Annotated in this window: 22 protein-coding genes and 2 pseudogenes; 13 read left to right on the top strand and 11 right to left on the bottom strand. The window is 40.8% G+C overall.

Annotated features, from left to right (window positions below; translation table 11 throughout):
- Position 1: 1 nt before the first annotated feature.
- The 3 genes and pseudogenes from AC4CUZ_RS02155 to AC4CUZ_RS02145 form a co-directional block, all read right to left on the bottom strand.
- On the bottom strand, positions 2 to 2,302 hold the full coding sequence (locus AC4CUZ_RS02155; protein WP_267547483.1) for a hypothetical protein: 2,301 nt from the start codon (positions 2,300 to 2,302) through the stop codon (positions 2 to 4).
- A complete protein-coding gene (locus AC4CUZ_RS02150) occupies positions 2,302 to 4,668 on the bottom strand; it encodes a hypothetical protein (RefSeq protein ID WP_490747173.1) in 2,367 nt (788 codons plus the stop codon). The genes AC4CUZ_RS02155 and AC4CUZ_RS02150 overlap by 1 nt, the downstream gene beginning before the upstream one ends.
- Positions 4,669 to 4,812: 144 nt before the next feature.
- Positions 4,813 to 5,631: pseudogene (locus AC4CUZ_RS02145) on the bottom strand (YifB family Mg chelatase-like AAA ATPase); the annotation flags it as partial.
- A gap of 44 nt (positions 5,632 to 5,675) precedes the next feature.
- Between AC4CUZ_RS02145 and AC4CUZ_RS02140 the strand changes: the two are divergent.
- Both AC4CUZ_RS02140 and AC4CUZ_RS02135 read left to right on the top strand, forming a co-directional pair.
- A complete protein-coding gene (locus tag AC4CUZ_RS02140; RefSeq protein WP_005402019.1) occupies positions 5,676 to 6,290 on the top strand; it encodes an IS607 family transposase in 615 nt (204 codons plus the stop codon).
- Positions 6,287 to 7,441 (top strand): RNA-guided endonuclease InsQ/TnpB family protein, encoded by a 1,155-nt coding sequence (locus tag AC4CUZ_RS02135; protein WP_005402020.1) that lies wholly within the window; start codon positions 6,287 to 6,289, stop codon positions 7,439 to 7,441. The genes AC4CUZ_RS02140 and AC4CUZ_RS02135 overlap by 4 nt, the downstream gene beginning before the upstream one ends.
- Positions 7,442 to 7,580: 139 nt before the next feature.
- Here the strand turns inward: AC4CUZ_RS02135 and AC4CUZ_RS02130 are convergent.
- A pseudogene (locus AC4CUZ_RS02130) lies at positions 7,581 to 7,670 on the bottom strand (hypothetical protein); the annotation flags it as partial.
- Between the two features lie 65 nt (positions 7,671 to 7,735).
- Entirely contained in the window at positions 7,736 to 7,963 is a 228-nt protein-coding gene (locus tag AC4CUZ_RS02125) for an accessory factor UbiK family protein (protein ID WP_004692854.1), read from the bottom strand.
- Positions 7,964 to 8,238: 275 nt separating this feature from the next.
- Here AC4CUZ_RS02125 and glnK point away from each other — a divergent pair, with 275 nt between their 5' ends.
- The 7 genes from glnK to AC4CUZ_RS02090 all read left to right on the top strand — a co-directional run bounded on the left by glnK (position 8,239) and on the right by AC4CUZ_RS02090 (position 14,431).
- Positions 8,239 to 8,577, top strand: coding sequence for a P-II family nitrogen regulator (glnK, locus tag AC4CUZ_RS02120; RefSeq protein ID WP_004281042.1), 339 nt, complete (start codon positions 8,239 to 8,241; stop codon positions 8,575 to 8,577).
- 59 nt (positions 8,578 to 8,636) lie between these two features.
- Complete coding sequence (locus AC4CUZ_RS02115) at positions 8,637 to 10,031, top strand: ammonium transporter (protein WP_058868720.1); 1,395 nt, start codon at positions 8,637 to 8,639, stop codon at positions 10,029 to 10,031.
- A 151-nt stretch (positions 10,032 to 10,182) separates the two neighbouring features.
- Positions 10,183 to 10,641 carry a transcriptional regulator NrdR gene (gene nrdR, locus AC4CUZ_RS02110; RefSeq protein WP_004692852.1) on the top strand — a complete coding sequence of 153 codons (459 nt, stop codon included), beginning with the start codon at positions 10,183 to 10,185 and terminating at the stop codon, positions 10,639 to 10,641.
- A 14-nt stretch (positions 10,642 to 10,655) separates the two neighbouring features.
- Positions 10,656 to 11,759 (top strand): bifunctional diaminohydroxyphosphoribosylaminopyrimidine deaminase/5-amino-6-(5-phosphoribosylamino)uracil reductase RibD, encoded by a 1,104-nt coding sequence (gene ribD, locus AC4CUZ_RS02105; protein WP_286407522.1) that lies wholly within the window; start codon positions 10,656 to 10,658, stop codon positions 11,757 to 11,759.
- The gene (locus AC4CUZ_RS02100; protein ID WP_004692850.1) at positions 11,756 to 13,054 is read left to right on the top strand and encodes a DNA adenine methylase; all 1,299 of its coding nucleotides are present in this window, start codon (positions 11,756 to 11,758) and stop codon (positions 13,052 to 13,054) included. Before ribD ends, AC4CUZ_RS02100 begins: the two co-directional genes overlap by 4 nt.
- Positions 13,055 to 13,077: 23 nt before the next feature.
- Entirely contained in the window at positions 13,078 to 13,737 is a 660-nt protein-coding gene (locus AC4CUZ_RS02095; protein ID WP_335999477.1) for a riboflavin synthase, read from the top strand.
- A 145-nt stretch (positions 13,738 to 13,882) separates the two neighbouring features.
- A complete protein-coding gene (locus AC4CUZ_RS02090; protein ID WP_004692848.1) occupies positions 13,883 to 14,431 on the top strand; it encodes a VTT domain-containing protein in 549 nt (182 codons plus the stop codon).
- Positions 14,432 to 14,516: 85 nt separating this feature from the next.
- On the opposite strand, the gene blhA is transcribed toward AC4CUZ_RS02090, so the two are convergent.
- From blhA to AC4CUZ_RS02075, 3 genes are read right to left on the bottom strand one after another with little or no spacing between them, the layout of a single operon-like run.
- Positions 14,517 to 15,152, bottom strand: coding sequence for a cell division protein BlhA (gene blhA / locus AC4CUZ_RS02085; RefSeq protein WP_004978568.1), 636 nt, complete (start codon positions 15,150 to 15,152; stop codon positions 14,517 to 14,519).
- 32 nt (positions 15,153 to 15,184) lie between these two features.
- On the bottom strand, positions 15,185 to 15,592 hold the full coding sequence (locus tag AC4CUZ_RS02080; protein ID WP_490747172.1) for a DNA polymerase III subunit chi: 408 nt from the start codon (positions 15,590 to 15,592) through the stop codon (positions 15,185 to 15,187).
- Positions 15,585 to 17,033, bottom strand: coding sequence for a leucyl aminopeptidase (locus tag AC4CUZ_RS02075; protein WP_490747171.1), 1,449 nt, complete (start codon positions 17,031 to 17,033; stop codon positions 15,585 to 15,587). The genes AC4CUZ_RS02080 and AC4CUZ_RS02075 overlap by 8 nt, the downstream gene beginning before the upstream one ends.
- 158 nt (positions 17,034 to 17,191) lie before the next feature.
- On the opposite strand from AC4CUZ_RS02075, the gene lptF reads away from it, so the two are divergent.
- The 4 genes from lptF to AC4CUZ_RS02055 all read left to right on the top strand — a co-directional run bounded on the left by lptF (position 17,192) and on the right by AC4CUZ_RS02055 (position 22,230).
- A complete protein-coding gene (gene lptF, locus AC4CUZ_RS02070) occupies positions 17,192 to 18,292 on the top strand; it encodes an LPS export ABC transporter permease LptF (RefSeq protein ID WP_010325691.1) in 1,101 nt (366 codons plus the stop codon).
- A 2-nt stretch (positions 18,293 to 18,294) separates the two neighbouring features.
- Positions 18,295 to 19,365 carry an LPS export ABC transporter permease LptG gene (gene lptG, locus AC4CUZ_RS02065; protein WP_490747170.1) on the top strand — a complete coding sequence of 357 codons (1,071 nt, stop codon included), beginning with the start codon at positions 18,295 to 18,297 and terminating at the stop codon, positions 19,363 to 19,365.
- Between the two features lie 123 nt (positions 19,366 to 19,488).
- Positions 19,489 to 21,036 (top strand): 2,3-bisphosphoglycerate-independent phosphoglycerate mutase, encoded by a 1,548-nt coding sequence (gene gpmI, locus AC4CUZ_RS02060; protein WP_176537001.1) that lies wholly within the window; start codon positions 19,489 to 19,491, stop codon positions 21,034 to 21,036.
- Between the two features lie 18 nt (positions 21,037 to 21,054).
- Positions 21,055 to 22,230, top strand: coding sequence for a S41 family peptidase (locus tag AC4CUZ_RS02055; RefSeq protein WP_490747169.1), 1,176 nt, complete (start codon positions 21,055 to 21,057; stop codon positions 22,228 to 22,230).
- Between the two features lie 27 nt (positions 22,231 to 22,257).
- On the opposite strand, the gene AC4CUZ_RS02050 is transcribed toward AC4CUZ_RS02055, so the two are convergent.
- The 3 genes from AC4CUZ_RS02050 to gacA all read right to left on the bottom strand — a co-directional run bounded on the left by AC4CUZ_RS02050 (position 22,258) and on the right by gacA (position 25,896).
- A complete protein-coding gene (locus AC4CUZ_RS02050) occupies positions 22,258 to 23,598 on the bottom strand; it encodes a sigma-54-dependent transcriptional regulator (protein ID WP_490748039.1) in 1,341 nt (446 codons plus the stop codon).
- 72 nt (positions 23,599 to 23,670) lie between these two features.
- Positions 23,671 to 25,239: a sensor histidine kinase gene (locus AC4CUZ_RS02045; protein WP_490450416.1), complete on the bottom strand. Its 1,569-nt coding sequence runs from the start codon at positions 25,237 to 25,239 to the stop codon at positions 23,671 to 23,673.
- A gap of 21 nt (positions 25,240 to 25,260) precedes the next feature.
- On the bottom strand, positions 25,261 to 25,896 hold the full coding sequence (gene gacA, locus AC4CUZ_RS02040; protein WP_004692836.1) for a response regulator transcription factor GacA: 636 nt from the start codon (positions 25,894 to 25,896) through the stop codon (positions 25,261 to 25,263).
- Between the last annotated feature and the right edge of the window lie 123 nt (positions 25,897 to 26,019).

Genomic DNA, 26,019 nt, shown 5'->3' with positions numbered 1-26,019 from the left:
GTTATTCACCAGCAATGGTTAAAATTAGTTTGAAATCTCTAATCTTTCTACCATCCTCTGTTAGTTTTGTAAAAAACTCAGGCTTTAAGTCAATTATATTAGTTTCAATGAGTTGTGATATTTTATTCTCGGCATCAATTACATCTTTTAAATAATAAACACATTCCATATGTTTGTATTGTTCAAATGTTTCTACTTCTGATAGAAAAGAAAACTCACTTACTTGATAATGTTCTAAAAGTAAAGGGAATAGTTTTTCAATATTTTCTATATGCTTTTCCCTGTCAATATTTTGAAATTCTTCTATAATTGATCTTGCTTTTATTCCAGCTAAAGTTTCTCCATTAATATTTTCAGTAATATAGTGATATAAATGTTCAGTATCGGTATGACCTAAGAAGTCCCTTAATGCATCTAAACCTTCATAACTTTTAGACCAAAAAAACAACATTGCAAAAAATCGCCTTAATTGATGTTGTCTAATATAAAATCTTCTAAAGTCGTTCTTTTTATACTCAATCACTTTTGAAGAGAAATAATCACAGAAAAGATCTAAATTTTTATTATATTTGGCTATATTTAAATTAGAAATTTTTAAATCTTTTGGACTTATACCTATTAAGAGGGAAGTGTCATTGCTACAAAAATTATTTTTAATTAAAAAATTATTAAATTTTTGAAGTTTGTATATAAAACCCGCTATTGATCTTAAAATTGGTTTGGATAATATTTCTCTATACCTATCTTCGAAAGAGAATCCACTTTTTCTATTTTCAAATAAGATATCAAAATCAATGTCATTATTCTCCAGTGGATCTAAATTTTTAGGTAGTAAACAATATTCATTTTTCATTTCAATGATTTCTGCTTGTCTTCGAGCCATTGTTGCTCCTATTAGAACTTGTAAGCTCGAAATTAGAACATCAAATAAGTTAAAAAGACCTTCATTATTCCTGATTTTATTAATTCTATTTTCTGCCTCGGGCTTAATATTCCATTGCTGTACACCAATATTTCGTAATTTAGTAGTTAAAAATAAATCAATATTAATATTTTTAATTTCATTTTTTTGAATTAATTTTTGATTTTTAATATATATAAAAACTCTTTCTATTGATGTTAGGATTTCATCCATATACTCAATAAGGAATTCAAAGGCATGCTTTATAGATACAAAAACTATATCAGAAGGCAATGTTACGAATCTTCCTAAAGGGGTAAGTTCAACTTGATTGTTAATATCCTTTAAATTAATTTCTCCTATATTTGATACTATATTGCAGCTAGTTAAATAATTTTTTTTATTTATTATTTGTGAGGCTAGTGCAATCTTGCTAAGGTAAAAAGACATAGCTTTAAAACTTAAAGATTCAGACTCCTCATTTCTTACTGGTACTGCTTTATATTCCTTGCTATCACAACAATCTTCGACAAGGTTAAATTCTTCAATAATTGGAAATTTAATTTCATATATAGAAATACAGTTCTTATATAAAAAATCAAAGTAATTTGTTCTTAAACTTATTCCCTTTCTATGAGGATGCTTTTTATAAGCATTATTTTTATATAACCAAAATCGACACTTGTTAATTTGATCTTCATCTAGATTTAAATGTATATTTTGATTTTCTGGCTCTGAATAAGGATACTTTTCTAAAAAATCCCTATATTCTACTAGATCTATATGCTCAATTTTATCTAGAAGAAAGTTTTGTACTCTTTTAGAGTATTCATATATGCCTTCTTCACATCCATATTTTCCTAATTTTACTAAAATGTCTATGAAAAAAGGTTTATCTAATGCATTTAATTGTCTTTGTTTTAACTTAATTTTTTCTGAATTTAATATTATGCTATCAATTAATATATATACTTGTCTTATGGCTCTATTGATTGTTACCTTGCTTGGATTATTGCCATTGTAGTATTTTGGGTTACCACAATATATAATCCAGTCTTTGAAAAAATTTAATAAATTTTTATGGTCAATTAATTTTGATTCATCATTTATTATAATTTTCTCAAAATTAATTACTTGTGGTTGTTTTGTTAGGTTTAATATCCAAATATTATCAGTATAGGTTGTCTCTTCTGAAAACCAATAAGGCTTTTCATGGCTAAATTTATAAGCATTTATCAGTGGAGATAATGCTTTTTCAATAGCTTTTTCGACTTTGTGATTATATTGCTCTTTATCCAATATGATTTTTTTTAAAACATTAATTTCTTCATTGTTTAAGTTTGTTAAATCTTTTTTATTTTTTTCAATTTTGTCTATTAAATTAAGTGTTTTAGCATCCATTACTTAACTCCTTCTATTGCCTTAAATACTGTTCTTTCTGGCAGAGGGCTTTTCTTAGCCTCTTGATAAATGGCTAAAACATCATCATCTATATATAAGGCTTGATTCCTGTTTTTTAAAGCAAATTCTAACTGTGAAATTATGAAGTGTGCACTTTGATGCCATTTACTTATTATTGTATTTAACTCAACTATATTTTCTTTTTTATCAAAGAAATTAATGATTGCTATTAACCATTGGAGTAAGCCAACAGAGAGGGGAAAAACACCAATAGTATTTTCTTTATCAATATTATATTTACTATATGGTCGAATTTTTCCTTTTTCTAAAAATTGTGGAATACTTTCTAAGCTATGATTTTTCAGGAATAAATCTAATTCTTCTGGTGTAAAATCTACCGCTTTATATAAATGCTCACTTGTTTTCATGGCTTCATATACAATTGCATTTTGAAAAATTCTTATCCACCTATTACTAAAATAGTTCCATAAGGGTTGGGGAAGATATTTTTTTATTAGCCTAGGCTGGCAATATTCATGACCCAAGGCAGTGCTCATTGCATATATTGATGCAGTTTCGATATAGATTTTTACAGCATTCGATGCTCTAAAACGGGTCAATGAAAGATTGTCTAAAATATTCTTTGCTTGTATTTCATTTCTTATAAGATTATTTTCTTGGTCATAAGAATTTTTGATAAATATTTCTTTATAATACTCTCCATTGGGTTTGGTTGTAGGATTTGGAATTTTTTTGCTTCGTGAGGGTGGAGTAAAAACACTACTAGAAGTTAAAAGCATATATTCATAATTTTTATCATCGTTTTGTTTTAAGTGCTCTCTCCCTATCTTGGTTATTTTAATCAAGCATTCCACTATATATTTTGATTTCTCATTTAAAATAATAGTCTGCCTTGCATTTTTATAACCTTTTCTGCTTTTATAAGATGTAATACACCATTGCCCGTTGATCTCTTCATATCCTGTTCTGACTCCATTTTCATAAAGTTTCCATTCTGTTAACCATGCTTCTGTTATTGCAGGATGTTCATAAATCAACAAAATTAAAAATGGATAAATTGTTTTAAAATCAATTTCAGGTATATAATTTCTTATCAATTTTGTTTTTCTAATTAATCCTAAAAATGACTGATAATGAGATACATTAGGATAGGTAAAAGGGTATTCCCTATAAGTAGCGCAAACATTTTCTATATTATTTAGTCCAACTGATGTAGGATTTTTACTTCCTCTACCTCTTAAAACTACTGTTTCTTCTGGTTTTTTAATTCTTCCTTTGTCAGCAAACTCATTAAAATTTTTATATATATCCATAATTTGTTTAATATGTTGTTCACAACAAGAGACAACATGCTGAATATCTTTAACAATTTCTTCGAAAATTTTTTCTTTAGCTTCTTTTGTGGAATAAGAAATAGGTACTCTTGTAATAAGTTTGTCAGTAAAGACTTCTTCTGCTTCATTTTTTAAGTGTGTATAGTCTCTAAGATTCGATTTTTTAAATACTGGGGCTAGTATTGGGTAATAGGTAGGAGGAAATATTTTTTCTTCAATTAGATCGTTATATAAGCATACAACAGCACCCCATCTTTTTAAAAAGGATTGATGTGATAGTCTTTTCTGTTGAATTTCTAAAATACATATATTTAATATCCTATACATGGTTTCGAAAGCATTTTGGCTATTCATGTAATACATTAATTCTTCTAAATTTTTGAATGCTAGAGTTAGCCTATTTAATAATAATGTTAAATTACCTACATCCCTTTCTAAAGTGACTTTATTTTTTCTCAACCCTATATTAATCATGGCATTATGAATTTTTCTTGTGAATTCTTCGCCATAAAGTGTGTAGCAGTTTGCTAAGTTTAAATAGATGATTTCCTGGTCACTACTTCTAATAGGCCAACCTGAATAGAATAAGAGTCTTTCGTTAGGATCATATGCTAAATAGGATTTTATTAGATCTTGTACATCTGAACTTATCGAATCATTGCTAACTTTGACTTTACTAAGCTCAAGTTTTTTCAATTCAGCTAGTTTAGAGAAAAATTTATAGGCTAAAAAAGAATATAGGTATTTAACCCGAATACTCGTGTCTAATTCTTTATAAATAAAACAGATAAATGATTTATAGTGATTTTCTAAATTTTCATTATTCAATGGCTTAAAGTTAAAATCCTTAATAGGCTTTTTATACTTAATTTCTATAAAAATAGCTAATAGGTCTGAAAAGTAATATGTTTTTCTTTTATATGTTGTACCTAAACTAAGATCAATTATCTGTTTTATCTCATCAGATAAGACATGCTCCAAGGAGTAATGATCAAATTTAAGACTTAACATTCTTACCCTCAACGAATTGATCTTTACATATTGCTATTTTTGATCATATCTTATTCAATTAAAAGTGTAGATATGTAATTAAGTTTTTCATTAAAATAGCTTTTTTATATTTTGATGATAATTCTAATTTAGGGAAACTTGTGACTCATCTAAAAATAACACACCTAAATGTGCCAAGGTTATTTCACCGGGCTTTGGATTCGAGCCACCGCCAACCAGTGCGATCGCAGACGCTGTATGGTGTGGTGCGCGAAATGGCCGCTGGCCAAAATGATGGCTAGCACCTGAAATAGAATAGATACTCGCAACTTCTAAATTTTCTTGCGTATTGAGTGGAGGTAAGATGCTGGCCAAACGTGAAGCCAAAAGCGTTTTGCCTGTGCCTGGTGGGCCACGAAACAGGATAGAGTGACCACCCGCTGCCGCTATTTCTAATGCACGTCGTGGACGGAGTTGTCCTTTTACATCACTTAAATCTAAACCAGAGTGATACTGTGGATGCATATTCGATGTTTGATGTGCTGATAAAGGTAAAGCTTGGTTTAAATGATCACAAACTTGTTTTAAATGCTGTGCGGGAAAGACTTGGAAATCTGGTAGTTGAGAGGCTTCTTGCGCATTGGCCTCAGGTAAAATCAGTTGATGGCCAGCTTGCTGGCAGGCAATCGCAATACTTAAAGTACCTGAAATTGGTCGCAGTTGCCCATCAAGTGCCAACTCACCTATAAATTCAAAATTTTCAGTTCCTTGTTCGGGGAGCTGACCAGAGGCAATTAAAATACCCAGTGCAATAGGCAAATCCAACCGTGAACTGTCTTTGGGCAGGTCTGCGGGTGCAAGGTTAATGGTGAGGCGTTTAGTCGGAAACTGAAAGCCACTATTGATAATGGCGGAGCGCACCCGATCTTTGCTTTCCCGAACGGCTGCTTCAGGAAGCCCCACAATGGTTAAAGAGGGTTTGTAACTGCTAATTGAAATCTACTTATTTCTATACTATTATATACAAAATGAGTAAATATGTAAGCATTAGCGTTGCAGCTAAAACATTAGGTGTTTCCATTCAAACATTAAGGCGTTGGGATGAAGAAGGCACTTTGGTTGCAGATCGAACCCCTAAAAATCATAGACGATATGATCTGAGTAAGATCACGCCTGAGCAAATACACAAGCCCGATAGTCAACTTCAAAGGAAAACCATTGCATACGCAAGGGTATCGAGTCATGACCAAAAAGAAGATTTAATTCGACAGCAACAAGTTCTTGAAATGTACTGTGCAAATCAAGGTTGGACGTTTGAATTAATCTCCGATCTTGGTTCGGGTATGAACTATAGAAAAAAAGGCTTAAATAAGCTGCTAGAAGCAATCATGAATGATGAAATCGGACGTTTGGTTTTAACGCATAAAGATCGCTTATTGCGGTTTGGTGCTGAGTTGGTTTTTGCCTTATGTGAAGCTAAAAGCGTGGAGATCGTCATTCTTAATAAGGGTGAAAATTTGTCTTTTGAGGAAGAACTTGCTCAAGATGTTTTGGAAATCATTACAGTGTTTTCGGCAAGATTATATGGTAGTCGTAGTAAGAAAAACCAAAAGTTAATACAGGCAGTCAAAGACGCACTATGAGCCGATTCATACGAGGGCATGTAATCCAATTACTGCCAAATAATAAGCAAGCAAGTCATTTCGCTCAAGCGAGTGGTGTTGCTCGTTTGTCGTATAATTGGGCTTTAAAAGAATGGCAACGTCAATATAAAGCAGATAAGGAATATAGAGATCAGTGTGACTATTATGGCGTTCAGGTGGATAAAAAACTTCTAAATAAACCATCCGAAGCTAAAATAAGAAAGCACTTAAACTCGTTCAAGCGTGAGAAATACCCTTTCATGCTTAAAGTGACCAAATGTGCGCCACAACTTGCGATTAAGCAATTGGGTAGTTCATTTGATCGTTTTTTTAATGGTCAATCCAAATATCCAAAGCCTAGAAAAAAAGGCGTAGATGATCGCTTCTCATTATCAAATGACCAATTCAGCATTAAAGATAGAAAAATTAGTATCCCAAACTTGGGTTGGGTAAAAATGACTGAGGATTTGCGTTATCAAGGAAAAATATTATCAGCGAAAATATTTAAACAGGGTGGTAAGTGGTTTGCTTCGATTGCTGTTGAATTAAATCAGCCTGAGAAACTTCACCCCAAAACAGGTTTATCTGTTGGTATTGATTTAGGTGTTTCCAGTCTTGCCACTTTATCTAATGGCGAGGTTGTTCCATCAAGTGCGCCACTAAAGAAACAGCTTGCCAAGTTAAGACGACTTGCTAAGTCTTTTAGCCGTAAAAAGAAAGGTAGTCAAAACAGAGAAAAAGCGAAAACCAAGCTCTCTCGTTTGCACTACAAAATATCATGCTTGAGAAAAAACAATCTTCATCAAGTCACATCTGATTTAGTTAAGCGATTCGATCTGATTGCGATTGAGGATTTAAATGTGAAAGGTATGGTACAAAACCGTAAGCTCTCAAGAGCCATATCGGATATGGGCTTTTATGAGTTCAAGCGACAGTTGATTTACAAGGCTAAACAGCATGGCAAATCAATACTTTCTGTTGGACGATTCTTTCCAAGCAGCAAGATGTGTTCGAATTGTGGTGAATTAAACCAAAACCTGACACTTGCAATGCGTGAGTGGCGATGTTCATGTAACACCCTGCATCACAGGGATATTAATGCTGCCATCAATATTCTAAAACATGCAGATAAAGAATTGGTGGCTACATAAGCCACCAATGGCGGTGAGTTACACCGTGACAGCCTATGGAATTGAGGTAATCCCAAGCGCAATAGCAATTGGTTCTTGATGATGAAGTAGGAATTAAACATTAAACCCACGTAAGTAGGTTTAAGTAGGTTTTAAATAACGGTAGTCCTTGGCTCAGATGAACTTCAACTTCAACCGAAGGTGCGTGTAAACCGAGCAAAGCTCGAGTGTAAATTTTGGCAAAAGACATCTTTTGTTCCATTATAGTGCATTATTTTAATTCGTTATGCGTCTTTTATTGCACCAAACAGGTGCTCATTTTTTGTTCTGGATGCGTAACTCTAAAGCTTCCACTTGTTTCAATAAGTCATTTAAACGCAAATTGGCATTATTCAGTGCAGTACGTTGACGTTCAATTTCATCTTTGGAAACCAAATCCATCTTGGTGACTGCTTCATTGAGCAGTGCGCGTAAATTATGTTCTAAGTCTTGTTTAGGTTGTTCGACTTGTTCCAGTATGGCTTGTAATAAAGTTTCAATCATTTCTATATCCAACAGTTGGAGACGTGACAGCAGTGTACCATTGCTGCTTCTGACTCTATAGCCTTTCAGATGAAATATGATTTCATCGATTGTAAAAAAATCATAAATCTTCGACTAAAAAACCTGAATTTTGAAGCTCAAAACGCATTTAAATGTATAGAATAGGGTATAAAGAAAACTCATGTCAGACTTTCTTTTCCCCCCAACCTAAGAATTTTTGGCATGAAATTTGAACATAAAACCTTACTGGTGAAATAAGCCGAAGGAAAACAAACATGAAGCTCGTAACTGCAATTGTAAAACCGTTTAAATTGGATGATGTGCGTGAAGCACTGTCTGAAATTGGTGTTCAAGGGATCACGGTAACTGAAGTCAAAGGCTTTGGTCGTCAAAAAGGTCATACTGAACTTTATCGTGGCGCTGAATATGTTGTTGATTTCTTACCAAAAGTAAAAATCGAAATCGCGATCAGTGATGAAATGGTCGACGCGGTGATTGAGTCAATCACACGTGTGGCTAGTACCGGAAAAATTGGCGACGGTAAAATTTTCGTCACAAATTTAGAGCAAGTCATCCGTATCCGTACAGGTGAAACAGGTGCCGATGCCGTTTAATTTGGCATGAAGTTTGCTGAGTAACACATAACTCGCACAAATTAGGTTGGGGGATACGAATGAAAAAGATGCTATTCGCGCTGAGCTTATCTGGCGCACTTTTAGGTGGTTCTGTTGCTTGGGCTGAAGAAGCAGCAACAGCGCCAACGCCATCAGAACAAGTCACAGTGGTTGAAACAACGGATGTGGCTGCTCCAGCGGTTGAAGCCGTTGCTGCTCCAGTAGAAGCACCCGCACCTGCAGAAGAAGAACCAACATTAGATACAGGTGATACGGCGTGGATTTTAGTCTCCACAGCACTGGTTTTATTAATGACCATTCCAGGTTTAGCGTTATTCTACGGCGGTATGGTTCGTAAGAAAAACGTCTTAAGTACTATGGCACATAGCTTTGTTGCTGCAGCAGTGGTAAGTATTGCATGGGTCATCATTGGTTATACATTGGCCTTTGGTGAGGGCAATGCCTTTATTGGTGGCTTAGATAAGTTCATGCTGACTGGGATTACCACAGATGCACTCACAGGGACGATTCCTGAAGTTCTATTCGTTATTTTCCAAATGACCTTTGCCATCATTACCGTTGCCATTATTAGTGGTTCAATTGCAGAACGGATGAAATTCGGCGCATTTATCGCTTTCATCTCGATTTGGGTAGTCGTGGTCTATGCACCAATTACTCACTGGGTATGGGGCGGTGGTTGGTTAGCAAATGATGGCGCACTCGACTTTGCCGGCGGTACCGTTGTACACATCAACTCAGGTGTGGCAGGTTTGGTTGCTGCATATATGCTTGGTAAACGTATGGGCTTAGGTCGTGAATCAATGGCTCCACACAACTTGGCATTAACCGTTGTGGGTGCAAGCCTACTGTGGGTAGGCTGGTTTGGTTTCAACGGGGGTTCTGCATTGGGCGCAAACGGCTCAGCAGGTTATGCATTGCTTGTGACTCAAGTAGCAGCAGCAGCAGCGGCAATCTCTTGGTTAATTACTGAAAAAGTTGCACGTGGTAAAGGTTCAGTACTCGGTGCTGCATCTGGTGCGGTTGCTGGTCTTGTAGTGATTACACCAGCAGCAGGGTTTGTGACTGTCGGCGGTGCACTGGCGATGGGTTTAATCGGTGGTGTGGTATGCTTCTGGGGTATCAGTGCATTGAAACGTGCTTTAAAAGCCGATGACTCTTTAGATGCGTTTGGTTTACATGGTGTCGGTGGTATTGTCGGTGCAATCTTAACAGCATTCTTTGCCAGCGATTTCATCATGGGCGACAAAGCACCAAGTGATGTAATGCATCAACTTTGGGTTCAAGTTGAAGGGGTATTGGCAACGATTGCATACTCAGCAGTATTAACCTTCATCATCTTGAAAGTGATTGATCTGGTGATTGGAATTCGCGTTGAATCTGATGATGAACGTATGGGCCTAGACTTGAGCCAACATGGTGAACGTGTGGACTAATCAATAGAATAATAAATAAACAGTATAATCAATATATTGTGTGAAACAGCCCGAAAGGGCTGTTTTTTTTCTATATCTAGCGTAAAACTCTACAAAACACCGAATTTTTGCTACACTCTAAAACCATTCAAATTTGTTCAATTTAACCACTATGCATTGTCCATTTTGCAACGCTGAAGACAGTAAAGTGATCGACTCACGTTTGGCCGCTGAAGGTTGTCAAATTCGTCGTCGTCGTGAATGTATTAGTTGTGGTGAACGATTCACAACCTTTGAAAGTTATGAAGTGGTCATGCCTCGTGTGATCAAGTCGGATGGCAAAAGTGAACCTTTTGATGAAGCAAAATTGCGTCGTTCCTTGATGCATGCTTTACAAAAACGTCCCGTGACACAAGAGCAAATTGAAACCGTCTTAAGCGATATTCAGCTGCAAATCCGCCGTTTAGGTGAGCGTGATGTGAAATCACGCACCATTGGTGAAATTGTCATGCAATCTTTATTTTCGTTGGATCATGTTGCGTATGTGCGTTTTGCATCGGTCTATCAAGACTTTCAAGATGTCGATGCCTTTCGTCACCAAATTGAACAAATGCAACAACGTGAACATTAAGCGAGTTGGCATCCATGTCTGAATTACAGTCTAGTGCTTTACATGCTGACCAAGCTTGGATGAAACAAGCGATTGCTTTAGCACTGCAAGGTCAATACAGCACCAAGCCAAATCCAAATGTAGGCTGTGTCATTGTCAAAGATGGGCAGTTGCTGGGGACGGGTTATCACCCTAAAGCGGGTCAGCCACATGCCGAAGTTTTTGCGATGCGCGAAGCGGGCGAACAGACTCAAGGCGCAACGGCTTATGTCACTTTAGAACCTTGTGCACATTATGGGCGTACACCGCCGTGTGCCAAAGGTTTGGTCGAGGCAGGCGTGGCGCGTGTTGTGATTGCCTGTCCAGATCCCAACCCTTTGGTGGCCGGTAAAGGGGTACAAATTTTAAAAGAAGCAGGCATTGAGGTCGATGTCGGTATTTGCCAAGCCGAAGCGCATCAGTTGAATGCGGGCTTTTTGAAAGCCATGGCTACTGGCATGCCTTATGTTCGTTTAAAAGTTGCCTCTAGTTTAGATGGTCGAACGGCGATGGCTTCGGGTGAGTCGAAATGGATTACAGGCCCAGCCGCACGTTTAGATGTTCAGCATTTTCGTGCCATTTCTGGCGTCGTGATCACTGGGATTGAAACCATACTGGCCGATGATCCTCAGCTGAATGTTAGACAGCTTCAGGATGTTGCGGATCTGACAACGGTTGTACAACCGAAACGTCTGGTGTTAGACCGTCAAGGACGATTGCCATTGACGGCCCAAATTTTACAGCAGCCTGATACTGTGATGGTGATGGGGCCTTATCGACAAGCATTGGCTGATTTAGGCGTGCTACAGTTTGCTGTACAACCTTTAGATCAGTTATTAAAGCAGTTGGTTCAATCGCATCAGATTTATGATGTCATGGTTGAAGCGGGTGCAACGTTATCGACGGCTTTTTTACAAGAAAAGTTGGTCGATGAAATGATTAGTTATGTGGCACCGACCTTATTGGGTCAGTCTGCACGTGCAATGTTCAATGCTGAGTTTTCTCAGATGGCAGAGCAACTCCGCTTTAAGCTCATGGATGTCACACAATTCGGTGATGATGTGCGCTTAACGCTTATCCCTTCTCAAGAGTCATTATGAGTTCAGAGTCTACGGTTTATCATAAACGTCGTCACGCGGCACGTACCACCGATGAATATCTATTTCATCAACTTGTTCCTTATTTGGGGAATAAGCGCCGTCTGTTGCATCTGATTTTAGAGGCACTCGAGAGTACAGGGACTTTAAACCGTGCAGATGGTCGTGCGCCTATTTTTGCTGACTTCTTTGCTGGTTCGGGCGTGGTCTCGCGTTTGGCGCGTCAAAATGGTTATCGGGTGATTGCCAATGACTGGGAACCGTATAGCCATGCCCTGAACCATGCCATTTTGGCTTGTACCGAAGCGCCTGCATTTAAAGAGTTGGGTGGTTATCAAAAAGCCATTGATTATTTAAACCGCTTGCCTGAAGTTAAGGGCTGGGTGACGCATAATCTGTGTCCGCGAAATGATGAGATCTATGATCCAAGCCGAGATCGTTTGTTCTTCAAACGTCGCAACGGCATGCGCATCGATGCGATTCGTCAGCAAATTGCCACATGGCAGGCACAAGGGGCAATCGATGATGTGGAGATGTCTGCTTTACTGGCACCGCTGCTGTATTCTGCAAGTTTTGTCAGCAATACTTCCGGCGTCTTTAAAAGCTTCCACCACGGTTGGGGCGGTAAAACCCAAACAGCGCTAGAGCGGATTGAATCCTTGCTGTGGTTGACCCCAAGTCGTTTTAGTGAAGTGGGTGATAATAAGCAAAAGAACCCGATGGCTGAAATGTGGTGTGTCGATGCGCAGCATTTGGCAAATCAAATGAGCAGTTTTGAGGTCGATGTAGCTTATCTAGATCCACCCTATAACCAACATGCCTACAGCAGTAACTATCATGTTTTAAATGCTTTAACACTATGGGATCAGGTGGATTTGCCGACACCAGACACCAAAGGCTTTAAAAGCGGAATTGACCGTGCGTGGCGCAAAGAGCGTCCGAGCCCTTATAACTCGTCAAAGTATGCTAAAGAAGCATACGAGAAATTACTGTCCACCATCAATGCACGTTACATTCTGACCAGTTATTCAACCGATGGTAATATTGAAGCGGGGGACTTGCTCAAAGCCAATTTGGAGCGAGGTCGCGTGACTTTATTAACGCAGGATGTACCGCGTTATCGCGTGAGTAAACAGCGTCAGTCTGAGCGTGCGCGTGTGTTAGAGTTTATTGTGATCACTGATACCCATGCCAAGTCAGGTCCGCCAATTCGTCAGTTGCTTGGGCAGTTGTATCATTATGCCGAATTGGGTGGGGTCGATACATCTGGGGTCACGACACAGTTGGCGCTGTGGTAAAAATATAGAGGTAGAAATCAGAAATGTTTACAGGGATCATCGAAAGTCTGGGCACAGTTGAAAGCGTACAAAATGTCGGTGGCGATGTGCGGTTACGCATTGGTACGGATCTGGATATGTCAGATGTCCATTTGGGTGACTCGATTGCCACCAATGGCATTTGCCTCACAGTGATTGACTGGGGTGAGCACTGGTATGCTGCCGATGTCTCACGTGAAAGTTTAAACCGAACCACACTGACCCACTGGAAAGTTGGCCAACGTGTAAATGTGGAAAAGGCGATGTTGCCCACCACACGTTTTGGTGGACACATTGTGTCAGGTCATGTTGATGCTGTGGGTGAAATCACCGTTGTGCGTGAAGATGCACGTTCGCTTTATTTTGAAGTGACTGCGCCAGCTGAGATTGCACGTTACTTAGCAGAAAAAGGCTCGATCACGGTTGATGGGATCAGTTTAACCATTAATCATTTGCGTGGGCGTATTTTAAGCCTCAATTTAATTCCGCATACGGCTGAACGAACCAACATTGGAACGTGGAAGGTAGGGAGTCAAGTGAACCTTGAAGTGGATGTGTTAGCACGCTACATTGAACGTCTGATGATGGGTGACAAAGCTGCGGAAACGACCCCGCAATCTAAAATTAGTTTAGACTTTTTGGCACAAAATGGTTTCTTGAAATAGAAAAATCGTTTAGATTGCAGCAAGAATAGACAAAAGATGAGCTCCCTATTTGCCCAAAATGAGGGAGTTTTTCTTTTGAAATGAATAGGTAAGCAATTGAGTATGATGAAAGATAGTACGCAGTTCATTGCACGGATAGGTGACAATGATTGATTTTTTTCTCCATCTAGAACAATTATTGCCCGTACTGCTTGCAGAATACGGCCTTTGGATTTATGCGATTCTTTTTCTGATTATTTTTGCAGAAACGGGCTTCGTTTTTATGTTCTTTTTGCCGGGTGACAGTTTACTGATTGCCATTGGTGCCTTATGTTCCAGCTCGGATTTAATCCATATCCACACCATGGGTATTTTGATGATGATTGCTGCGGTATTGGGTTATATCGTCAATTATTATACCGGTCAGAAGCTGGGCTTTAAATTTGCCCATCAGCATTCACGTTGGCTGAAACCCGAATATATGATGAAGACCAATCAATATTTCTTAAAGCATGGCGGTAAAACCATTTTAGTGGCACGTTTTATTCCTTTTGTGCGTTCTTTCGCGCCTTTTGCTGCGGGCGCAGGGCATATGAGCTTGGCGACTTTTATGTGGTACAACGTGACCGGTGGTCTGATTTGGATTGGTAGTTTGTTGGCGATTGGTTATGGTGTGGGCAATACCTTATCATTTATGGTTGATGTGTTGGTTTGAGATCGAAACAGACTACATCAGCCGAGCAAAACAAGGGTGCATAAAAAAACTCACCGCAGTGAGTCTGAGTGGAAACCAAGGCCTGTTAGGCAGAGTTGGATACCACTTCATCAGAAAAGTCTGAATTTTTCAAAATATAGTCAATTTCTTCTTGAGCCGCGGCTTGTAGCTTACTGCGATAGCTGGCTACAGACTCTTCAATTAAGGTTTCCGCTTCAAGCTCTAAACGTAAACGGACACTTTCTAACTCCGACAAAATTTGTGAGTCATCAATACCAAATTTACCTTTGGCATAGTCCAGAGCTTGTTCAGGCGTTTTCTCATAGCGTGCAGTGTAGCTCGAAATTTCCTGATCGACACTTTGACGCATCACATTTAAAGCTTGGGTTTGCTCATTGAACTGACGGATTTCATCTTTTTTGAGGCTCTCCGCATAAGCTTCCTGTGCTGCGCGTTTGTCTGCCAGTGATTTTTCTAACGCTTGTTGTTTACGAATCCGCGCTTCTTCAATCAGCTGTGCTTTCAGATCGGCATACGCTTGTTCAATTCGTTGGGTCGAGACAGCTTGAGCACGTTGGTCTTGTTCAATCCAACTGTGCAAACCTGTTTCAGGTTTGAGTACATCGCAGACGCGACTCAGGTCATCAATAAAGGCCTGACGAACAGCATCAGGTACATTTAACCAGCGCTGTTTAAAATCTGGACCAACATTCAATGCCACTACGCATCTCCTTATTTAGACGGGGGAATCATTTAAAGCTTGAAGGTTCGAGCTTCAACCCCGAGACGTCTATATTGTTTAAATTTTTCACGACCTTGTTGTTTGGCCGATTCGTTATTTTCAATAATTTCTATAATGTGGCTAAATTTTTCGAACTGTTCAAGAGCTTGATCGTTAAAATTGAACACAATCCAGTCGGATTGCTCAGGCAGTGGGGCTGAGATACAAATGCGCGCATCGATTTGATCAATGCCATGCGGAATAAAGCTCGTGTCATCAAAACTCCACAAACGTTCATCCAATTGCTGTTGTAGTTCAGGGTCGCTTGCATACAGCCAGATTCGCTCTGGCTGACGCAAGATTTTTCGACACAAACGACAAGCACTTTCGACTTGTCGTTCAGGACTTTGCTCAAACAGATAAAAGCTAATATTAGCCATTAGACTGCGCACGATGAGCTAGGAATTGCATCAATAAGGGTACTGGGCGACCGGTTGCCCCTTTATTGGCACCCGAGTTCCATGCTGTACCTGCGATGTCCAAATGCGCCCAGCGGTAATCACGGGTGAAGCGTTGCAAGAAGCAAGCCGCAGTCACAGCACCAGCTTTAGGCCCGCCAATGTTGGCAATATCGGCAAATGGGGAGTCGAGTTGTTCTTGATAATCATCAATCACAGGCATGCGCCAGACGCGGTCAAAGCTATTTTGACCTGCTTCAGATAGTTCGGCCGCCAGTTTGTCATCTGGGGTAAACATACCCGTTAAGACTGAACCGAGTGCCACGACACAGGCACCTGTTAAGGTTGCAATATCAATGACCAATTCAGGGTTAAAGCGTTTTACATAGGTCAATGTGTCGCACAGTACCAAACGACCCTCTGCATCGGTATTTAAAATTTCAACGGTTTGACCGCTCATGGTGCTCACGATGTCACCCGGACGTGTAGCTTTGCCTGACGGCATATTTTCAGCTGCAGCAATCGTACCTACGACATGAATGGCTAAACGTGATTCACATAGAGCACGGAGTATCCCTAGAACCGATGCTGCACCACACATGTCATATTTCATTTCATCCATACCAGCACCCGGTTTCAATGAAATGCCACCTGTATCAAAGGTGATTCCTTTACCGACCAAGACCACTGGGGCTTCAGAACGTTCAGCTTGATACTCAAGGGTAATAATACGGCCTGGGCGGTCTGAACCTTTGCTCACCGCAAGGAAGGAATGCATGCCCAGATCAGCCATTTGCTGCTCATCAAGGACATTAACACGGAGTAGGTCAGGATATTGGGCTGCCAGTTCTAAGGCTTGCTCTGCCAAATATTCAGGGAAGCAGATATTGCCTGGACGGTTGCCTAAGTCACGAGCAAAGCTTTGACCAGATTGCACGGCTTCAATCAATTTAAGTTGCGCAGCATTCAGCGGCGACTCAGCAGCAATCAGGCTGATCTGTTCAAGCACGTTTTCTGCTTTTTTTGATTTGAATTCATCAAAAGCATATGCCGCTTGCGTCAAACTGAGGGCAAATAAATAATGGAGTTCAGCTGGAAGGACTGAAAGGTCAAGACTGATGTGTTTGAATTTTTTTTGTGAAGCTTTGATAATGGTTTGAGCAATTTTCACCAGCTTTGCCGCTTGTAATTCAGTTGCTTTCCCGACACCGACCAAGGCTGCATTGGGGCTTGTTGGAATTTGACCAATGAGGCTCAAGGTTTCATTGAACGCGGCTTTAAACTGAGTCGCTTCAATTAAGTTGTTTAAATCATTAATTTGATAAGCATTTGCAAGGTGTTGCGTGTTTTCAGAATCTACTAATATCAACAAAAATTGGCTAGACGTATTCTCTGTGAATGACGTATTAATAGAGAGTTTCATAAGTTTTATTTAAGCCTTATAAAGTTTGAAAATGATTAAACCACTGAAACATTAACATGAATAGAGTTGCAAAGTGCAACAAGAGTACAGGTTTTATATTTTCACTATTCGGGTAAACTAGCGCTAGTTTTTATTCACCTATTTTTGGAAGAATTAATTTGATTATTCGGCGTTATCTGGTCAAACAAGTGGTGTCGACATCCTTGGTTGTGATCGCCTTATTGACCTTGATCATGATGGGCGGTCGTTTGATCAAGTATTTTGGCGTAGCCGCGCAGGGTCGCTTAGATGCAGGTATTTTATTTAGCATTATTGGCTATCGTTTGCCTGAATTTTTAACGCTGATTCTTCCTCTAGGCTTTTTTATTGGACTGATGCTGGTTTTTGGTCGTCTGTATGTCGATCATGAAATGGCAGTACTCAATGGCAGTGGCGTCAGTCGTAACCAATTGGGGCGACTGCTGATTCCTATGACCGTGGTGTTTCTTGCTGTTCAAGCCGTGCTGATGCTTTGGATGGCGCCGTGGGGTGTTCGTCAGTTTGAGCAGCTCACCACCAGTCAGGCGGTGCGTACTGGTTTTGATTTGGTTCGACCCAAAGAGTTTATTTCATCGGGGCCTTATACCATTTATGCGGGTGACTTATCCGAAGACCGTAAGAACCTCAAAGACATCTTCTTCTATCAACGCGCTGAAGCAGAAGGTAAGCCTGATGTGATGATTTTGGCCAAAGAAGCCACGCGGGTTGAAATTGAAAATGATCCCGCCAATGTGGTGGATTTGGTGCAAGGTCGCCGTTATGAAATTTATCCGGGACAGCCGCGTTATAGCCAAGCCGAGTTTCAGTCTTATCGACTACGTTTAGAAAATGATAAAGAAGCGAAGTTTGAAAGTGCCGATGTTGAAGCATTGTCCACCATGAAACTTTGGGATAATCGTAATGATCCTGTCGTGGCGAGTGAGTTGGGCTGGCGTATTTTTGTACCGTTTGCCATTGTAGTGGCGTTGCTTCTCGCTGTGGCTTTATCTGAAGTGAGTCCACGCCAAGGACGTTACTTAAAGCTGTTCCCTGCATTGCTTATTTTTGCCAGCTTAATCGTGGCGCTGATGGCCATTAAAACCCGAGTCAGTAAAGAAGAAATGGGGATTTGGGCTTATCCAATGATCTTGGTGATCTATGCGATAGCAGCGGCTTTGTTTTCGCGTAAACAAAAGCTGGCCCCGAAAATTAAGAAAACATTACAACGAGCGGGGTCTTAATCATGTTCGCACGTCGTATAGTCGCAAAACATGTGACCAAAACCACCGCGATGGCGATGCTGGGTGCTACCGCTATTTTATCGGTCTTGCAAATTCTGTTTACCTATTTGGGTGAGTTAGGCTCCCTAAAAGAAGGTTATGGCGCTTGGGATGCTTTACGTTATGTACTGTGGGGGGCGCCGCAATATCTCTATGAGATTCTACCGATTGCCGCGTTAATTGGCTCGGTACTGGGACTGGGCACTTTGGCTTCAAACAGTGAGCTGATTGTGATGCGCTCGGTGGGGGTGAGTCTTTGGCGGATTGTTGGTTGGGTGATTCGTTCGGCTTTAATTTTGGTGGTGCTGTCATTTGCTTTAAGTGAATGGGTGATTCCATATACCAATGAGCAAGCCAAAGGTGTGAAAAGCCATCGAACAGCGGCTGAGCTTGGTGAGGTACGTGGTTACTGGACACGAGAAGGGCAGCGTTTTATTTATGTCGATTATGCCAATTCTCAAGGTCAGCTGAAAAATGTGCAAGTGGTCGACTTTGACAATAATGCTCGTTTGAAAGGCGTTTTAAATGCTGAGCAAGGTCAGTTTGTGCAAGATGGTCGTTGGATTTTAGAAAATACGGCCCAAGTTGATTTGCTGCCGACAGGCAATGCTACGGCACAAAAGGCCACTGAAACGCCTTTGGCACTGGCACTGCAGCCGAAATATGTGCACATGGTGACGATTGATCCTGAAGACCTTTCACCGAGTCAATTGGTCAGTTTCATGAGCTATATGCATGAATACAGCCAAGTGCCTAAAACTTATCAGTTGGCTTTTTGGCAGAAAGTGGCGTCTCCATTTGCCTTGATTGCTTTGGTGTTGATTGCTTGTTCCTTTATTTTTGGCCCACTGCGCCAGCAATCGATGGGCTTTCGTTTGGTCATTGCACTGTTTACAGGCCTAGGTTTCTTTTACCTACAAGACTTCTTGGGTTATGCAAGTTTGGTTTATTCGCCTTCACCCGCATGGTTTGTTTTTGTGCCGATTTTACTGATGTTTGTCGCAGGTGGTTATTTATTACAACGTGCGCGATAACTGTACGATATTGAAGAAAACAATGCGGATGATGGTGTTAAACCATCATGCCTGCATAGAGTCTTGACCGAAAATTCGGTAAGATAGAGCGATGAATTTGTAGACAAAAAAAGAGTGCTTATTATGGCGGATGCAACTGCTGGCAAAATCCCTCACGTACTGGTCATTATGGATGGTGTGGGACACCGTGAAGCGATCGAAGACAATGCATTTTTAGCAGCGAATCGACCGAATTTAACAGCGATTGAAGCAAAGCATCCGCATAGCTTAATTTCAGGTTCTGGTGAAGACGTGGGTCTGCCAGATGGCCAAATGGGTAACTCTGAAGTGGGCCATATGAACTTGGGCGCAGGTCGTGTGCTCTATCAAGACTTTACCCGAATCACCAAAGACATTCGTACGGGTGCTTTTTTCGAGCATGAAGTTTTGGTTGATGCTGTTGAAAAAGCCAAAGCAGCGGGTGGTGCGTTGCACATCATGGGGCTATTGTCTGAAGGTGGGGTGCATTCACACGAAGACCACATTGTTGCCATGGCTGAACTTGCGTTAAAACGCGGTGCAACCGTGTATCTCCATGCCTTCTTAGATGGTCGTGATACCCCGCCACGCAGTGCACAGCCTTCTTTAGAAAAATTAGATGCATTGTTTGCTCAATATCCAAATCAAGGTCGTATTGTGAGTCTCATTGGTCGTTATTTTGCGATGGATCGAGATAACCGTTGGGACCGTGTGGAACAAGCCTATCGTTTACTCACAGAGTCTGAAGCAACACGTACTGCAGCTACAGCCGTTGAAGGTTTAGCATTGGCTTATGCCGCAGACGAATCTGATGAATTTGTCAAAGCAACACGCATTGGCGATGCTGTAAAAGTTCAAGATGGTGACAGCATCGTCTTTATGAATTTCCGTGCGGATCGTGCGCGTGAAATTACCAAAGCGTTTGTTGAAAAAGATTTTGCAGGCTTTGCGCGTAAAGTCGTACCAAACCTATCTAAGTTTGTGATGTTGACACGCTACCAAGCCAGTATTGATGCACCTGTGGCATATATGCCTGAAGCATTAAAAAACTCGATTGGTGAATATCTTTCAGACCTTGGTAAAACCCAATTACGTATTGCTGAAACTGAGAAATATGCACATGTGACATTCTTCTTCAGTGGTGGTCGTGAAGATGAATATCCAGGTGAAAAACGTATTTTGATTCCGTCACCGAATGTGGCTACTTATGACCTCAAGCCAGAAATGAGCGCCTATGAAGTAACCGATGAATTGGTGGCTGCGATTAACTCAGGCGAGTTTGATCTATTGGTGGTGAATTATGCCAACGGCGATATGGTTGGTCATACGGGCGTGTTTAATGCTGCAGTGAAAGCAGTGGAAGCTGTTGATTTATGCTTAGGCCGTGTCTATGAAGCGGTGATGGCACAAAAAGGTCATATGTTAATTACGGCTGACCATGGTAATGTTGAACAAATGCAGGATTATCATAGTGGTCAGGTGCATACCCAGCATACGACAGAATTGGTGCCTTTTATCTATGTCGGCCCAACTCAAGCAACCATTGCTGAGGGTGGCGTACTAGCCGATGTCGCACCAACCTTGTTAAGCTTGATGCATCTTCCTGTTCCAGCAGACATGCAAGGTCGTAACTTAATTACATTAGACGTATAAATCAATTTGGGTGGGTAAATGGCAAAAGCATCGTGGACTTCAATAGGTGTAGTGATTGCTTTAGGTCTGAGTCTGATCCACCCGATGGGGGCTGTTGCAAAAACAGCGGCAGCCCCCGCTTTTGATGATGAATTGGAACACGGTTATGTTGAGGTTCCGATTGAATCCATTCAACAATTTGTGCAAATCTACGGTTTAGTTAAAGATAATTATGTGGCTGAACGTAGTGATGAAGCACTGTTTCAACAGGCCATTAAAGGTTTAGTCAGTGGCTTAGACCGTTATTCTCGCTATTTATCCCCGCAAGAATATAAGCAACTGGTGCAGTATACCGAAGGGGATTTGGCTTCAGTTGACTTCAGTTTAGAGTTTGATTCTCGCTTACAACAATGGCTGATTCGTGGATTAAAACCTGACTCAGATTCCAGCAAACTGGGCTTAAAAAATGGGATCTCCGTTTTTAAAGTGGATGATCAAGAGCTACGCAAGCTCAACCATGCTCAAGTCAATGAATTACTCAGTGGGGCGATTGGTAGTACCCTCAGCCTGCAGTTGAAAGCCAACGCCACACCAATCAATGTGGTCAGAACCCGAAAAGTTGAAACCGATATCCAGGCGCAACTGTTGAATAACCAAGTTTTGGTGCTCAAGGTGCGGGTGTTCCAACAGGATACGGCCAATGAAATTCAGCAGTTGATTGAAGAGCATCAGTCTTCGCGTTTAAAAGCGGTCTTGATAGACCTCAGAAATAATCCCGGGGGGCTGTTGTCTGCCGCAGTTGAATCTGCCGATTTATTCTTAAATCAAGGGGTGATTGTTTCAACCCAAAGTCGTTCCGAAGGGGATCAGCAGTTCCAAGCTTTACCAAGCCTAGAATTTCAAAACTTAAAAGTGGGGATTCTGATTAATGACCGCTCTGCATCGGCTGCAGAGGTATTTACTGCTGCGCTGAAGGAGCATGGACGGGCGTGGGTGATTGGTGAAAAAAGTTATGGTAAGGGCGTGGTACAGAAACTATTTCCGTTATCGAATGGTGCAGCTTTGCAAATGACGGTATCTCACTATTACACCCCAAGTGGTCGGATGATTGAAGGGGTAGGGATTGCACCAAATCAGGTGTATCCAATGCCACATGAACTCAAAGACGAAAGCTATGTTGAACATGTGGCAGAGATTCTAATTAACCGTCGTTAAGTCTCTAAACGGAATCGTCTTCGCCATCTAGTCGAATTTCTTCAAGCGATAACGTAAAGAACGGAAAGACATGCCGAGCTTTTTAGCCGCTAGTGTTCGGTTCCAATGGGTGAGATTGAGCGCATTCATCAAAATTTCTTTTTCAATTTTTTCTAAATATAGCTCTAAACCCTCTTCGGGCAATTTACGCGAAGGCACATGACTGAGTTGATCATTGCCAACAGTACCTTGTTGCGTGGTATTGGCATAGTTGGTCTGAGCAATGGGTCGCAGTGGAGCTGTTTGCAAGTGCGGTAAGTCGATACTGTTTTCATCACTTAAAGTGATGGCACGTTCCATCATATTGCGTAATTCACGCACATTGCCTGGATAATATTGGGCCAATAAAAACTCACGTGCACGTTCACTCAATGGTTTGACTGGGATGTCCCATTCTTGGCAGATTTTCTGAATGAAATGTTGTGCTAAAAGAAGAATGTCATTGCCACGCTCACGTAGGGCAGGCAGCACAATGTCCATGACATGGATGCGGAAGTATAAATCCTGACGGAACTTGCCTTGTTGCACCAGTGCTTCTAAGTCTTGATGGCTGGCACTAATCACACGGAAATCGACATCAATTTCGGTGTCGCTACCTATTGGACGAATGCGTTTTTCTTGTACCGCGCGCAGCAGTTTCACCTGCATAGTGAGCGGTAACTCAGCAATTTCATCTAAAAATAAACTGCCGCCATGCGCAGACAGAATCAGCCCTTGTTTGTCTTGAGTCGCTCCTGTGAAGCTGCCTTTACGGTGTCCAAATAATTCACTTTCCATCAGTTCGGTCGGTATGGCACCGCAGTTAATGGCAATAAATGGCCCTTCATTACGATTGCTCAGGCGATGTACCAGATTCGCCACGACTTCTTTGCCAGTGCCTGATTCACCTGTAATAAAGACAGGGGCTTGCGAGCGTGCAATTTTCTTTAAGGTGATGCGTAGCTGCTGAATAGGAAGGGACTGACCAATCAGCAGACGATGTTTAAGCGTATCTTCTTGGATATGCAGCTGACTGATGGGCTGATTAAAGGCTTTTTGTAAAAGTTGCTCTAAATGTTTTTGGTTGATTGGTTTACTGACAAAATCAAAAGCACCAGCTTTAAGTGCTGCAATCGCAATATCCATATTGCCGTAAGCAGTCAGCACTGCAACAGGCAAATTAGGATAATTTTGAGCAATAAAATCGACCAAGCTCAGACCATTACCATCGGGTAAATTCAGATCGGTTAGACAGGCATCATATTGATGCGTTTTCAGGGCTTGAACCGCCTCTTGTAAGCGATAGGCAATATGTGTATCAATCCCCATCCGACTTAAAGACATTTGCATCAGTGTACATAAGTCTTGTTCGTCATCCACCAATAAAACAAGTGGTTTTTTTTCCACGTTTAACCCCAAAAATTACACGTCATTGTTTATACGGGGGCATTCAATCCGAAAGCATGCCCCTATTTTTTGTTCTACATAGTATAGCTTAGCTTGGTTGGCTTCGCAGAAACTATGGGATAAATATAATCCTAACCCAGTTCCATTGATTGAGGTACTAAAAAACGGTTGAAACAGGGCGGTTTGATCCTGAGTGGCGACCCCTTCACCAAAATCGCAGACCTCAATATGGACGAGGTTTTTGTAGCTATAGACACGAATTTGAATGTGCTCAGCTTCAGCTGCATTATGCCGAATGGCGTTTCGAATCAGGTTGATCAGCACTTGCCTCAGTTGTTGTTCATCAAACTGAATCTGAGCTTGATCGGAAATGCGGTAATCAATTTGATCTTTGACATCGGGCAAATCTTCAACGATAAAACGTTCTAAAAAAGCGGCGACATCAATCAAGGTTGGATAGGTTTCTTTACTGCGTGCCATGCTCAGTGTATCGCCAATAATTTTATCAATCCGTGAGGCTTGTTTGGTAATCATGTTCTGCAACAGTTCTTGTTGTGGATCATTGGCTTGCATTAGTTCATTGGCTTGCGTGATGGCTGCCAGTGGATTGCGGATTTCATGTGCAATGCTGGCAGAAAGTTGACCCAGTGCAGCCAGCTTGAGTTGTTGTACACGTTGATTAATTTTTTGTGCATCTTGAAGGACGAATAAGGTGAGTATCTGATTCGGTACTTGAAGTTTTTGAATTTCGATCTGAATCTGAAAGCGACTCAGCTGGGATGTAAATTGGAATTTTTCTCCATTTTTCAGTTGGTCGAATTTGAGTAGTTCAAATAAATCAGGCTGTGCCTTATATAAAGGATATTTGTCATAGGCATAAATTGGAGAGATACCCAATAATGCACATGCGGCAGGATTACTCAGCACCATGTGGCAGTTTTCATCGAGCACCAAATAGCCGAGCTCGGTTTGCTCTAAAATATAACGGTTAATGTTTTGTAGTTGGTCCAGTTCTTGGGACTGATAGAAGTTTAAATTTTCAAGGACTTGAAAACGTCGTACCGCAATTTGTCCAGACCCATAAACCACAAAGAACAAAAAGGCGAGCACGGCACTGTTGCCAATGGTATTCAGTGAACTAATTGAAAATAGCGTTCCAATAAAGTGTTGATAAACCAGTGTAATTACAGCAATCAAGGTGATGATGAGCGCTTTTTGTTTATCGACCAATACACAAGCGGCAAAGATCGTGATCACAAACAATAAGCTTAACTGTAAGTTCGGACCATCGGTGGCAAAAGTGAGTAAACTGAGGCTAATGACATCGATGATAAACAACAAGGTGAGCTGAAGTGGTATGCGCTTGCGCACATGCTTGAGGCTCAATAGCTGAAAGGCACTGATAAAAATAAAGCCAATCAGGACAGAACGATACAATACTGGATATTGATAATTTGAAAACAACTGCTCATAGGTCAGTAGATAAACCAACAACAAACAACAGCCAATAAACAGTCGATAAGACGCATACCAAACACCTAGACGGTATTGATTTAACTGAATATTGGTTGAGTATTGCAGCATGCGGGTGTTAGTCAGCTTGCATCAGGGTTTGATTAAGCCATAACGAATAGCAAGGTGAGTCAGCTTCACATCACTGTCGATATTGAGCTTTTCAAAAATTCGGTAACGGTAGGTATTGACCGTTTTTACGCTGACAAAAAGCTTGTCAGAAATTTCTTGTGCACTGATGCAATTCACGACCATCATCGCCACCTGCATTTCACGTTCAGAAAGAGCATCAAAAGGCGAGGTTTGTGTATCGGATAGATAAGAACTGGCCAGCTGTTCAGCAATGTCAGCGCTGAAATATTTGCCGCCTTGCATCACTTTATTGATGGCACGTACCATTTCGGTCACGGGCGCACCCTTGGTAATGTAGCCTTTGGCGCCAGCTTTGAGTAACAGGGAAGGATAAGGTTCTTCAGCTAGACCACTGACTGCCAGTACTTTGGTCTCGGGTGCAGTTTGTAGTAAGCGGCGTGTGGTTTCAACTCCACCAATGCCTGGCATGTTGACATCTAACAGAACCACATTTGGGTGATGTTGACGGACGAGGTTAATTGCTTCTTCACCAGATTCAGCTTGGCCAATGACTTGAACATCGGCATGGTCCTCGAGCATTCGACAAATCCCTGTACGTACTAACTCATGGTCATCTACCACTAAAACTGTGATCACCTAGCTCTTCCTCACTATAAAAACCATATTTTTTGTTACATAAAGCAAAATAAGCTTGCAATGAAACGACAAAATTAGCAATCCTATTCTTAGGCTTATTTGAAAAGATATGCACGCTGTCGA

The organism is Acinetobacter sp. 789_lipA (genome assembly GCF_058242845.1).
The sequence above is the reverse complement of the archived record's forward strand: the minus strand, read 5'-3'. Positions and strand labels throughout refer to the sequence as shown.